12 protein-coding genes are annotated in these 12543 nt (G+C 69.8%); 3 read left to right on the top strand and 9 right to left on the bottom strand.

The window, feature by feature from the left end; all coding sequences use genetic code 11:
- From A8W25_RS29860 to A8W25_RS34195, 7 genes are all read right to left on the bottom strand, one after another.
- A partial coding sequence (locus A8W25_RS29860) for an NAD-dependent epimerase/dehydratase family protein (RefSeq protein ID WP_158942794.1) occupies positions 1–658 on the bottom strand: 658 nt, incomplete at its 3' end.
- On the bottom strand, positions 655–1632 hold the full coding sequence (gene rfbB / locus A8W25_RS29855) for a dTDP-glucose 4,6-dehydratase (protein ID WP_067167495.1): 978 nt from the start codon (positions 1630–1632) through the stop codon (positions 655–657). The genes rfbB and A8W25_RS29860, both read right to left, overlap by 4 nt.
- A gap of 166 nt (positions 1633–1798) precedes the next feature.
- Positions 1799–2950: a nucleotide disphospho-sugar-binding domain-containing protein gene (locus A8W25_RS29850; protein WP_067167493.1), complete on the bottom strand. Its 1152-nt coding sequence runs from the start codon at positions 2948–2950 to the stop codon at positions 1799–1801.
- 66 nt (positions 2951–3016) lie between these two features.
- Positions 3017–4414 (bottom strand): NDP-hexose 2,3-dehydratase family protein, encoded by a 1398-nt coding sequence (locus A8W25_RS29845; RefSeq protein ID WP_067167492.1) that lies wholly within the window; start codon positions 4412–4414, stop codon positions 3017–3019.
- 34 nt (positions 4415–4448) lie between these two features.
- Positions 4449–5318 carry a glucose-1-phosphate thymidylyltransferase RfbA gene (gene rfbA, locus A8W25_RS29840; RefSeq protein WP_067167490.1) on the bottom strand — a complete coding sequence of 290 codons (870 nt, stop codon included), beginning with the start codon at positions 5316–5318 and terminating at the stop codon, positions 4449–4451.
- A gap of 303 nt (positions 5319–5621) precedes the next feature.
- Positions 5622–6041 carry a pyridoxamine 5'-phosphate oxidase family protein gene (locus A8W25_RS29835; RefSeq protein WP_067167498.1) on the bottom strand — a complete coding sequence of 140 codons (420 nt, stop codon included), beginning with the start codon at positions 6039–6041 and terminating at the stop codon, positions 5622–5624.
- 28 nt (positions 6042–6069) lie between these two features.
- Complete coding sequence (locus A8W25_RS34195; protein ID WP_158942792.1) at positions 6070–6234, bottom strand: hypothetical protein; 165 nt, start codon at positions 6232–6234, stop codon at positions 6070–6072.
- Positions 6235–6532: 298 nt separating this feature from the next.
- Here A8W25_RS34195 and A8W25_RS29830 point away from each other — a divergent pair, with 298 nt between their 5' ends.
- Positions 6533–7222: a gamma-glutamyl-gamma-aminobutyrate hydrolase family protein gene (locus A8W25_RS29830; protein ID WP_067167488.1), complete on the top strand. Its 690-nt coding sequence runs from the start codon at positions 6533–6535 to the stop codon at positions 7220–7222.
- A 158-nt stretch (positions 7223–7380) separates the two neighbouring features.
- Here A8W25_RS29830 and A8W25_RS29825 read toward each other — a convergent pair whose 3' ends face one another.
- On the bottom strand, positions 7381–8259 hold the full coding sequence (locus tag A8W25_RS29825) for a sigma-70 family RNA polymerase sigma factor (RefSeq protein ID WP_067167486.1): 879 nt from the start codon (positions 8257–8259) through the stop codon (positions 7381–7383).
- A gap of 86 nt (positions 8260–8345) precedes the next feature.
- Between A8W25_RS29825 and A8W25_RS29820 the strand changes: the two genes are divergently transcribed.
- Together A8W25_RS29820 and A8W25_RS29815 are read left to right on the top strand one after the other, a co-directional pair.
- Positions 8346–8801, top strand: a complete 456-nt coding sequence (locus tag A8W25_RS29820; protein WP_067167484.1) for a carboxymuconolactone decarboxylase family protein — start codon at positions 8346–8348, stop codon at positions 8799–8801.
- Positions 8802–9312: 511 nt separating this feature from the next.
- Positions 9313–11019 (top strand): MDR family MFS transporter, encoded by a 1707-nt coding sequence (locus A8W25_RS29815; RefSeq protein WP_079126519.1) that lies wholly within the window; start codon positions 9313–9315, stop codon positions 11017–11019.
- Between the two features lie 148 nt (positions 11020–11167).
- On the opposite strand, the gene A8W25_RS29810 is transcribed toward A8W25_RS29815, so the two are convergent.
- Positions 11168–12364, bottom strand: coding sequence for an acyltransferase family protein (locus tag A8W25_RS29810; protein WP_079126518.1), 1197 nt, complete (start codon positions 12362–12364; stop codon positions 11168–11170).
- Positions 12365–12543: the final 179 nt, after the last annotated feature.

The raw sequence follows: 12543 nt of genomic DNA, 5'->3' as shown, positions 1-12543 counted from the left end.
CCCGGACGTCCACGAAGTCGCGCCGGGCGCGCAGGGGTGCGAGCCGCAGCTCCGCCGGTTCGTCGGCCTCGTCGGCGGGCGCCGGTGCGGCCAGGCGCTGGGCGACCGTTCCCAGGAGGCTGCCCGGGGGCACGCCCGGGCCGGTGGCGTTGGCGACCCGCAGCACCACGGCGGCCAGGCCCGTCTCCCGGGCGGTCTCCAGCACCGCCCCGGTGGCGGCCAGTTTGGTGCGTCCGTACACCGAGACGGGTGCGCACTCGGCGTCCTCGCCCGTGCTGGTGCCCGGCTCGCCCGGCCCGTACTCGTGGGAGCTGCCCAGCTGGACGAGGCGGACCGGGTGCGCCAGCGCCGCCGCCGCGTGGGCGAGCCGCTCGGCGAAGCGGGCGTTGAGGGACCACATCCGGTCCTCGTCCGCCTGCCACACCACCCCGGCCGCGTTCACGACCACCTGGGGTGCCACCTCGGCCAGCAGCGCCGCCACTTCCTGCTCCGGCGCCCCGAGGTCGCGGCGCAGATGCACGGTGGCGTCGTCGCCGGGGTGGTCCGGGGACGGGCCGCGCGAGACACGGACGACGCGGTGACCAGCGGCGCGGAACGCGGCGCACAGATGGGTGCCCATGAATCCGGTGCCGCCCAGCACCATGACGGTGGGGGTCATCCGCGGCCGTCGCCCTTCAGCGGCTTCCACCAGGCGGGGTTGTCGCGGTACCAGGCGAAGGTGTCGGCGAGGCCCTGCTCGAAGGAGACGCGGGGGGCGTAACCGAGCTCTTCCCTGATCTTCGTGTCGTCCAGGGCGTAGCGCAGGTCGTGTCCCAGGCGGTCGGCGACGCGGTGGATCACGGAGGTGTCGGCGCCGCCCAGTGCCACCAGGCGCTCGGCGATCTCGCGGTTCGTCCGCTCGTTCCCGCCGCCCACGTTGTAGACCTCGCCGGCCGCCCCCCGCAGGAGCACCAGGCAGATGGCCCGGCAGTGGTCGTCGACGTGCAGCCACTCCCGGATGTTCGCGCCGTCGCCGTACAGCGGGAGCGGGCTGCCCTCGATGAGGTTGGTGACGAACAGCGGGATGAGCTTCTCGGTGTGCTGGTACGGGCCGTAGTTGTTGGAGCAGCGGGTGATCGACAGATTGAGGCCGTGGGTGCGCCAGTAGGCCCGGGCGATCAGGTCGGAGGCGGCCTTGGAGGCGGCGTAGGGGGAGTTGGGCAGCAGCGGCTCCCGCTCCGTCCAGGAGCCGGAGTCGATGGAGCCGTACACCTCGTCGGTGGAGACGTGCACGACCCGCTCCACGCCGGTGCGCCGGCACGCCTCGAAGACGTTCTGGCTGCCCTCCGCGTTGGTGCGGACGAACACGTTCGCGTCGTCGATGGAGCGGTCCACGTGGGACTCGGCGGCGAAGTGCACCACCGCGTCGTGACCGGGCAGCAGGTCAAGCAGCAGCGGCAGGTCGAGGATGTCGCCCCGGACGAAGTTCAGGCGCGGGTGCTCGGCGGGCAGGTTGGCGCGGTTGCCGGCGTAGCTGAGCGAGTCGAGGACGGTGACCGCGGCGCCCTCGAGGCCCGGGTAGCCGTCTTCGAGCAGGGTACGGACGAAGTGGGAACCGATGAAGCCGGCCCCACCGGTGACGAGGACTCTCACCGCGCCACCTTCTTCACGAGGGCACCTGTCCGGCGCCGGCCTGCGGTCATCACTGCGTCTCCTCGTCGGTTTCGGACGGTGTGCGGGTGGACGGGCCGGGAGGCCCACCGGTGCGGCGGGGTGCGCGGTGCGGCTGCGGCGTTGCCGCGCACCCCGGTCGCCGGTCTCAGCCGGCGGCGAGCTTCTCCAGGACGCCCGCCACCTCGGCCGGTGCCGGAAGCGCGGCCATCTCCTGGGAGAGAACGCGCGCACGCCGCGTGTAGCGCGCGTCGGAGAGGAGCTCGCGGCAGCCCGCGGCGATCGCCTCGGTCGAGTCCTGTCCCGACGTCGCCACGGTGAGGCCGGCGCCGAAGTCCGTCAGGGCCTTCGCGACGATCTCCATGTAGGAGGCCTCGGGGGTGATGAGCTGCGGGACCCCGGCGTTCATGGCGGTCATGGCCGTGACCCCGCCGCCGTGGTGGACCAGCAGGTCGCAGGTCGGGACCACGATGTCCAGCGGCAGCCAGCCGATACGGGTGTCGCCCAGCTCCGGGGCGAACTTCTCGGTGACCTGCTCGGGCGCCGCGATCAGCACCTCGGCCCCGGTCCGGCCCAGCTCCTCCACCAGGCGCCGCATCTCCTCGGCGGACTGGAAGGCGAGCGCCCGGGTGCCCGTGGTGATCACCACGCGCTTGCGGTCCTGGGGGCGGGTGTACATCCACCGCTCCAGGCGGCGCTGGCTGTTGCCGGGGAGCCAGTGCATCGGCTGTGCCCCGTCGGCGTGCGGCGAGGGCAGGTGCGGCCGCAGCGACGGCGGACACACATCGATGTTCAGGGCCGGCACCGGAAGTGAGGTGAGGCCCAGGCGCTCCAGCTCGGGCCGCAGCTCGTCCTCGGCGCCCGGGTCGGCCTCGGTGGTCGGGACGACGTCCCAGTCCTGGCGTACGTAGGGGACGCCGATCTCGGCGGCGAACAGCCCCGCCACGTACGTCATCGAGCCGCCGACGATGACGTCGGGCCGCCAGTCCTCGGCGAGGCGGCGCAGGGTGTCCAGGCCGGCGAGGCCCATCCTGGCGAAGGACCGGGCGGTGTGCAGCATGTTCTCGTGGTGGCCCTGGGGCGGGTCTATGGGGTTGCCGGCCCGGTCGAACCGCATGAACTGGAACACCGGCTCGGGGTTGAGCGAGACCGAGGGGAGCCCGACGCCGGCCGCCGCGTCGGTCAGCGGCTGGTTGGCGGCGACGAGCACCTCGTGCCCGGCGTTGCGCAGGGCCGTGGCCAGCGGAGCGATGGTGAAGACGGTCGCGGGGCTGCCGCCGGCGATGAACAGGAATTTCATGGGTTCAGGAGCTTCCGGTGAGTGGGCGTGGGTGGCGTGGGTGGGGGCGCGTTCGCGTACGGGGTGTCAGGCGGTGTGATCGAGGCGGACCGCGCCCGTGCTGAGGCAGGACAGCAGCGTCCGGGCCTGGACGTTGACGTAGTGCCCGTGCGTGGTGAGCGCGCTGAGCTGGCCCGGGGTGCACCACCGGAATCCCGGCGGGGGATCGAGCGGCGCCACGGTCTCGTCGGCCTCGACGAACATGTAGCGGCTCTCGGCGTAGAGGAAGCGCCCGCCCTCCTCGGAGTGCACCGCCTCGTAGCGGACGCGCTCCGGTGAGGCGTCGAGCACCTCCTGAAGGAAGGGGGGTCGCTCTGCGGGGTCCAGGTGGTCCCAGTTCCCCGGAGTGCACTGCACGGTGGGGCCGAGCTCGATGGTGTCCAGGAACCCCGCTTCCGCGCGGGCCCGCACCAGCAGGTGCGTGACGCCGTCGATGCGGCGGAACAGGAAGGCGGTGACTCCCAGGCCCACGGGCTCGAACAGCGGCTGCGACCAGGCCGGCACCTCACGGCTTCCCGCCTGGACGGCGACCGCGACCACGCGGAAGAACCGGCCGTCGGTCCGGGCGAGCGTGTCGTCGCCCCGCTCCCAGCCGTCGATGCCGGAGAGGGGGACGAGCCGGGTCAGCACGTCGTGGCCCGAACGCTCGGTGGTGATCCAGGACTGGAACTCGGCGTCGGAGTGCAGCGCCCGCGCCCCGGGCTCCCCGAAGGGAAGGCAGGCGAGCACGGTCCGGGCGTCCATGTTGATCACGTTGTCCCGGTGCAGCAGCTCGCCGATCTGCCCAAGCGTCAGCCAGCAGAAGTCGTCGTGCTCCGCCACGTCGCCGATCGCCTCGACGAGCATGTTGCGGTTGGCCTTGCGGTAGAACCACGAGCCGTGCTCCGACTGGCGCACGTCGTAGAGGATCCGGCCCCGGTCGGGCTGGGTGAAGTGCTCCAGATACCGCACCTGCGCGCCCTGGTGCACCCGCAGGTAGTTGCTCCGGGTGGCCTGCACGGTGGGCGACAGCTGGAGCAGATTGCGGTTTCCGGGTTCCAGCTTCGCCTGCATCAGGAAGTGCAGTACGCCGTCGAACTCCTTCGCCACGATGCCCAGGATCCCGGCCTCGGGCTGGTGGATCGTCGGCTGTTCCCAGCGGTGGAAGGGCCCCTCGGAACTGGTGACGGACAAACCCTCCACCGAGAAGAACCGGCCGCTTCGGTGCACCAGGTTTCCGGTGTCCTTCGCGAAGGACCATCCGTCCAGCTCGGCGAACGGGATGCGCTCCACGGCGAAGTGATGGGCCTGTGTGCGCTTTTCGAGCCACTTGGCGACATCTTCCGTGCGCAGGCTGTGCCCCGTGTCCCGCAGGCCCGCCGATCTCGCCAGCCGCTCTCGCAGGTCGTGTTCCGTCCGCGGGCGAAGCCGCGTAGTCGTGCTCATCCCGTGCCCTCCCCAAGCCCGGTGAACAGCGGCCTCATCCGGAGAGGGCCACTTCCATGACGTACTGGCCATAGGGCGACTTCGACAGACGGCTACCGAGCCGGTAGCACGCGTCGCGGTCGATGTACCCCATGCGCCAGGCGATTTCTTCGAGGCAGGCGATCCTCACGCCCTGCCTGTGCTCCAGGATCTGCACGTACTGACCGGCCTCCGTCAGGGCGTCGTGGGTGCCCGTGTCCAGCCAGACGAACCCGCGGCCCAGCGGTACCAGCGTGGCCCGGTCGCGCTCCATGTAGATGCGGTTGACGTCGGTGATCTCCAGCTCGCCCCGCTCGGAGGGCCGCAGCCCCCGGGCGATGTCGACCACGTCGTTGTCGTAGAGATAGAGCCCGGTGATCGCCATGTTGGTGCGCGGCTGGGCCGGCTTCTCCTCGATGGAGATGAGCTTTCCGCGCTCGTCCACCTCGCCGACGCCGTAGCGCTCCGGGTCGCGGACCGGGTAGCCGAAGAGGACACAGCCCTCCACGTCCTGGACGGCCCGGTGCAGCAGACTGCCGAACTTCGGGCCGTGGAAGATGTTGTCACCGAGGATCAGGGCGACGGAGTCGTCGCCGATGTGGTCGGCGGACACCAGGAACGCGTCCGCGAGCCCGCGGGGCTTGTCCTGCTCGGCATAGCTCAGCGAGATGCCGAGTTCGGACCCGTCTCCCAGAAGGCTCCGGAAGTTTTCGAGGTCGTGCGGTGCGGAAATGATTTGGATATCAGTGATTCCCGCGAGCATGAGCACCGAAAGCGGATAGTAGATCATCGGCTTGTCGTAGACGGGAAGCAGCTGCTTCGAGACACCGATCGTAATCGGGTGCAGCCGTGTGCCGTGTCCGCCGGCAAGGATTATCCCTTTCACACCGCTCCCCTTTTTGCTTTCGTTTCGATTCAACGGACAACGACAACAAGGATCACTTCCCGGCCGTACTGATACAAGCCATGCGGAGTCACATGATCGTCAATTTACTGTCAGATCTCTGCAGGTTTGCGAGGCAATGCGTGTACGTGAATCGAGGTGAATGCAAAAGGCGGGCCGACCACCACCGCACACGGGGGCGGTAGGTGATCGACTCGCCTCGGTATGTACGTATCCGAAGAGGGCCGTCCTGGTGTCTCCCGCCCGTCGCGGTGCCGGAGGAAATAGGCCGGGACGGATGGGGAATCAGACGTTCCGGCTCATCACCCGGTCGACGGCGATCTCGATGACCACCGGGTTGGGCGGGTTGAGCCAGTCCTTTCCGTAGCGCTCGGAGTACCGGCGTGACCCGTCCGCCAGGCGCTCGGCGTCGTCGTGGACCGTACCGGTGCCCTCAAGGGTCACCCACGAGGAGATGTTGTCCCGCTGGCACAGCGAGACCCGCCCGCCCGGCGCCTGGACCAGGTTCCGGGCCTTCTTCGACATGCCCACCGTCATGACCCGTGCCAGCCGCGCCTCGCTGTCCCAGGTGAAGCTGACGGGCACCGAGTGCAGGGTGCCGTCGGGCCGCAGGGTGGTGAGAATGCCCTGACCGTCCGCTGCGAGGAATTTCTCAATCTCGGGGCTGAGCGGCCAGCCCTGCGTGTCACGGTGACCCGCAGGCATGACGCCCACCTTCGGCTTGTGTGCGGCATCAGTCGTCATTGATTTCCAACTCCTCGAAGCTAAAGCGTTCGGCGGCCCTCTGTGCGGCGTTTTCCAGCCCATCGGCACAGGAAAGTGCATCCGCCACCGGATTCGGCGGAAATGTCCATTTCTGCCATCTGTGGGGGAATTCCTTGGCTACCGTTTCCGTCACCCGGGCAGGCGTCTTTCAGACATCGCCAAGAATTGCATAGTGACGCATGTGGCAGGGGATGCGTTCAACTGCGAAATACCGCGCTTGCACACAGGCGGCCTTGAACATTGCAAGATCCAGCTGGTTGCGATCATAGTCGCGGATGTCGGCGGGTCGTTCTCGTACTGAAATAAGGATTTGACAACGCGCTGTGCCGCTATACGGCAGAGCCCGATGTCCACCGGTCTCAGCGGTGACCGTCACGCACCGAAACACCGGCGCCCATGGACGCGCCGACCGAGCAGAGGAGGGCCACTCCATGAAGAGGCCGGTAGTGGCGGTCACCGCGGACGCGGTTCCCGCGAACTGGGGTATCTGGGGCACCATTCCGGCGGCCGTGCAGCCCTGGGCCTACATCGCCAGGGTGACCGAGGCGGGCGGCTCGCCGCTGCTGCTTCCGCCGGTACCCGAAGCCGTCGAGGACGTGATGGCAGGCGTGGACGCGCTGCTCATCACCGGCGGCGGCGACATCGACCCGGCGCGCTACGGCGCCGAGCGCGACCCGCACACCTTCCCGCCGGACAAGCTGCGCGACGTCACCGACTTCGCCGCCCTGGCCGTCGCCGAACGGCGCGGCATCCCGGTGCTCGGCATCTGCCGCGGCCTTCAGGTGATCGCGGTGTCCCGGGGCGGGACACTGCACCAGCACCTGCCCACGCACGGGCCCACCGTCCCGGGCCGGCACACGGTCCGCGACATCGACGTCCTGTCAGAATCCGTGCTGGGGACCGCGGTTGGCTCCTCCACCAGTGGAAAGTGCCACCACCACCAGGGCCTGGCGACGGTCGGTGAGGGACTCGTCGCCACCGCCTGGGCGCAGGAGGACGGTGTCATCGAGGCGGTGGAGGACCCGTCCGCGCGCTTCCTGGTCGGCTTCCAGCCGCACGCCGAGGAAGGCGACCTGGAGATCGCGGGCCTGTTCAAGGCCTTCATCAACGCGGCGTACTGAGCGGCCGGCGCGGCGCGGGGGACAGGGCGTCCCCGGGCGGCGCCGCTCACCGGCGCCGACGCCCGCCACGACTGAACACCGCCGATCGGGCGGTCACCGGCCCACGGTGACCGCCCTTCGCCGTGTCCGGGGCCGGGCTCCGGACACCGGGGGACCGGTCACGCCGGCGCGGGCAGCTCCACCCGCGCGAGCCTGGCCGGGTCGACCACCGCCCTGATGCCGGTGATCCGGTCGTCGGTGACGGTGAACGCGAGCAGCGCCATCGGAGTGCCGTCCTCGTGCCAGGAGAGGACCCCCGGAAGGCCGTTGACGAGTACGGGGAGCCCCCGCGCGGCCGCGCTGGCCGAAAGCCGGGCGCCGGCCGCGACCTCGGTGGCGCCCAGGGTGACGACGGTACCGGCCGGGGTGTCCACGGTCAGCTTCACCTCGGGGTCGAGCACTCTCAACAGCCCCTCGAAGTCACCTTCGTGGGCAGCCGCGAGGAAGGCCTGGACCACGGCGCGCTGCTGCGGTCCCGCGGCCTCCGGCCGCTCGTTCGCCTGCACCTTGCGGCGGGCGCGGCTGGCGAGCATCTTGGCCGAGTCGCTGGACTTGCCCAGGATCTGGCCGATCTCGTTGAACGGCACCGCGAACAGGTCGTGCAGGACGAAGGCGAGCCGTTCGCTGGGCCGCAGCGAATCGAGGACCACCAGGAGCGCCAGTCCGACCGCGTCGGCCACTTCCGCGTTCTCCTCGGGAGCGAGCCCGTCGTCGAGGGTCACCTCCAACTCGTCGAGGCGGTCGTCGTAGAAGGACTCCGGGCGGGCCTGGCGCGAGCGCAGGACGTCGAGGCTGATCCGGCCGACCACCGTGGTGAGCCACCCGGTGAGGTTGTCGATGGTCGCCGTGTCCTGACGGGAGAGCCGCAGCCAGGCCTCCTGCACCACGTCCTCCGCGTCGGCGTGCGAGCCGAGCACACGGTGGGCGACCGCGCGCAGCCGGTCGCGCTGCGACTCGAACGCCTCGGCCACGGAGTCTGTCGGAGTGGTGTCGGACATGTTGTTACCTTCCTCGGTCCTGCTACGTCATAAGGAGTGAGAGCACAGGTAATCCGATCAGCTAACCCGATGAAGGAGCAAGGACCATGGAGTCCCGTATCAAGAACGCCAAGCTCAGCCCCGACCTCTACTCCGCGATCCAGAGCCTCCACAAGGCGATTGCCGCCGGTGGCGTCGACCAGAAGCTGCTGGAGCTTGTCCACCTGCGCGCCAGCCAGATCAACGGCTGCGCGCCGTGTGTCTACGCGGGCATCGCCGGGGCGAAGAAGGCCGGGGAGACCGACGAGCGCCTGCACAGCGTCGTCGCGTGGCGCGAGTCGCCCTTCTACACCGATGAGGAGCGTGCGGCGCTGGCGCTGGCCGAGGCCGCCACCCGGCTGCAGGACGGTGCCGCGGGTGTCACCGACGAGATCTGGGACGCCGTTGCGGACCACTTCACCGAGGAGCAGCTCAACGCGATCATCCTGGAGATCGCGATGACGAACTTCTTCAACCGCATCAACCGCACCACGCTGGAGCCCGCCGGCAACACCTGGTCCTAGTCGGCCGGCGCCGCCGTCCGGGTATGCCCCGGCGGACGGCGCCCCACCCGGCCGCGCCCCCTCGGCGGCGCGGCCGACCGCGCGGGTCACGGCGGAGCACCGCCGAAAGGCTCGCGTGTGGTGTACAAGACCCTTCACCGGGCTGGGAGTTCTCCCGGCTGAAGGCCCCCCAGGGACTCCGGAGTCCCTGGGGGGCCTTCGGTTTGTTCCGGTGTGAAGCGCCGCAGAGCCCGCCGCCCGTGGTGACGCAGAACGCCCGCGGAGCAGCCGTGAGTCCACCCGGCCTGCGGCCGAGACCACTCCCACCGCACGCACGGTTTCGGCTGCGGTGATTCGACGGCGCGGACCTGTGATCCGTGCCCATGAACGTGGGGAACGAGGGCATGGCAGAGGACCATTCGACGTGGCGTCCGCGCCTCGGCGACGACCTGGCAGTACGCACGACACCGACGCGCCCGCCGCGAGTGCGCAGAGCGTCGCGTGGCGGCGGCACGGCACGGGGCGGGCGAGGATGAGCAGGACCGTGCCCGCCCCCGGCGGCGACACCCAGACGGCGGCACCCCGGCCCACCGGGCTCAGCCACCGGCAGATCATGACCATCCTCAGCGGCCTGATGCTGGGGATGTTCCTGGCCTCGCTCGACCAGACCATCGTCTCCACCTCGATCCGCACCATCGCGGACGACCTGAACGGGCTCAGCCAGCAGGCGTGGGCGACGACCGCGTATCTGATCACGTCGACGATCGCGACGCCGCTCTACGGCAAACTGTCCGACCTGCACGGGCGCAAGCCCTACTACCTGGCCTCGATCACGATCTTCATCGTCGGTTCGGCGCTGTGCACCTTCGCCACCTCGATGAGCGAGCTGGCCGCCTTCCGCGCGCTGCAGGGCATCGGCGCCGGCGGTCTGATGTCGCTGGCCCTGGCGATCATCGGCGACCTCGTGGCGCCCCGCGAACGCGCCCGCTACCAGGGCTATATGCTCGCCGCCTTCGGCGCGTCCAGCGTCGCCGGTCCGCTCGTCGGCGGCTTCCTCGCCGGGCAGAGCAGCATCCTCGGCGTCACGGGCTGGCGCTGGGTGTTCCTGGTCAACGTGCCGGTCGGCGTCATCGCGCTGTTCGTCGTCGCCAGGTTCCTCAACATCCCGCACACCCGCCGCGACCGCCGCATCGACTGGTGGGGCGCGCTCACCATCGCCCTCGGCGTGGTGCCGCTGCTGCTCGTCGCCGAGCAGGGCCGCGCGTGGGGGTGGGGCTCGACGTCGTCGCTGGTCTGTTACGGCACCGGCGCGGTCGGCGTCGTGGCGTGGATCCTCGTGGAGCGCGGGATGGGTGACGACGCGCTGATCCCGATGCGGCTGTTCCGCAACAGCACGTTCAGCAAGACCAGTCTGCTGTCCGTGCTGATCGGTGCGGGGATGTTCGGCGGGATGCTGATGATCCCCCAGTACCTGCAGATCGTGAAGGGCGCGAGTCCGACCCGGGCCGGCCTGGAGATGGTGCCGGTGATGCTCGGCGTGATCATCGCCTCGATCGTCAGCGGCCGGATCACCGCCAGGACCGGCCGCTACAAGATCTTCCCGACCCTCGGCACCGTCGCCATGGGCGTGGCGATGCTGCTGTTCCACTACAGGGTGGAGTGGGACACGCCGCTGCCGCAGACCATGGTGTTCATGCTGCTGTTCGGGCTCGGCCTCGGCGCGTGCATGCAGACCCTGGTGGTCGCGGTGCAGGACGCCGTGCCGCCCCGGGACATGGGTGTGGCGACCGCATCGGCCACGTTCTTCCGGCAGATGGGAGGCACCGTCGGTACGGCGGTCTTCCTCTCGGTGCTGTTCAGCGGCGTCGGCGACAAGGTCTCCGCGGCGCTCAGGTCCGCCTCGCGGACGCCACGGTTCCAGTCCGCGCTCCAGGACCCGTCCGTCCTGGGGGACCCGGCCAACAAGCCGGTGCTCGACATGCTGAAGAACCCCGGCTCGGGCACCGGGGGAGCGGACGTGCTCAACGACTCCTCGTTCCTGCAGCGCCTGGACCCGCGCCTGGCCGAGCCGTTCAAGCAGGGTTTCGCCGACTCCATGCAGGTGGTCTTCCTCCTCACGGCCGGTGTGGTCGCGCTGGCGTTCCTCACCGTCCTGTGGACCAAGGAGGTCCCGCTGCGCAAGGTGTCGGGCCTTGAGGCCCGGGCCGCCGAGGAGAGCGGCACCACCGCGAACACCTGACGGACAGCGGTACGGACAGCAGTACGGGCCCGGCACGGTGTGTGCCGGGCCCGCGTACGGCCGCCCGCTGTGCCCGGGGTCCGGCCGGCTCGCCGTACCCCGGGTCGGTGTCCTTTCGCGCGGTAGGGCCCTAACGGCCTCACCGGGCTCAGACCGTGGCCCCGGCCCTTTCGGCTCTTGCCTTCCGGGAGGTGGCGAAGAGGCGGTAGACCGGCCGTTCCAGCACCGCGTACACCATCCAGGAGAACAGCACGGCGATCGCCGTCAGCATGATCTCCAGCCCCACCGTCTGCGGTATGGAGTACAGGTCGTGGCCCAGCAGCTTGCGCCCGTACTGCAGGACGAGGAAGTGGCACATGTAGAAGGCGAACGACACCTCGCCCAGCCACACCATCGCTCTGTTGCGGAAGATGGTGAACTCGCCCCTGACGTCCTTGGTGGCGGCCGCGGCGATCAGCAGCGCGATCGGGATGATGGAGACGGAACGCTTGGCGTAGAGCATGTCCACGTTCTGGGAGACCCACCAGCTGACCGCGACCAGGAACGTCGACCAGATGAGGCCGATGTTGCGCCAGCGGCCCCGCATCACCGCCTGCGCCACCAGCATGCCGAGGGCGAAGTCCAGCAGCCGGACCGGCGGCAGGAAGACGGCGACCCAGTACTGCATCACCGAGGCGTCGCCGGCCGAGGAGGTCTGGTCCGAGGTCATCTGCGTACCGTTGCCGGCGATGAAGGTGTAGGTGAACCACGGCGTCAGGATGATCGCCGCCGTCACACCGGCGATCCAGTACTTCAGGTGCTCGTCCCGGATGCGGACGAAAAGCCGGTGCAGCAGCGGGAACGAGAGGTAGAAGATCAGCTCGCACGCCAGCGACCAGCTCACCGGGTTCACGCTGTACATGTACGCGAAGTCCGGCTTCCACACCTGGACCATCAGCACGTTGGCGATCGCCACGCGGGTCGGGGTGTAGGTGGAGGCGAACAGGATCAGCGCCAGGGCCCACGCCAGCACGTAGTTGGGGTAGATCTTGACGAACCGCCGGCGCCAGAAGGCGGGGGCGGTGTCCTTCGTCCGTGCGGACCAGGTCAGCACGAAACCGCTGAGGACGAAGAAGAAGGCCACGCCGAGCGCGCCCGCGTTCTCGGTGAACTTGGCGAGATCGGACGCCGCCCCGTCGGATTTCAGCAGGCGCAGCTGGGGAAGCGCCAGACCGACATGGCTCAGGAAGACCAGGAACGCGGCGGGGAACCGCAGTCCGGTCAGGGAGGGCAGCCGCGTGAGAGCGGGGCGCTGCCCCTGCTCCGACGACTCCTCGGTGGGTGGCTTGGTGATGCCGTGCGTCATGACCAACCTTTCAGTTGGAGAGGGGACGGTGAGAGGCGGCGACGAACCACCGCGCGACTGCGTCGCGGGGTTCGCGGCCGTCGCGGGGACAGCGGGGTGCGCGGCCGTCGCCGGGACATACGGGCGACGGCCGCCGCCGGGGGCGGTCGGAGGACCGCCGCCGGGGAACGATCAGAGGG

Origin of the sequence: Streptomyces sp. ERV7, assembly GCF_001653515.1 — a bacterium.
Taxonomy (GTDB): domain Bacteria; phylum Actinomycetota; class Actinomycetes; order Streptomycetales; family Streptomycetaceae; genus Streptomyces.
Note: the sequence above shows the minus strand (reverse complement) of the source record. Positions and strands in the feature narration are given on the sequence as shown.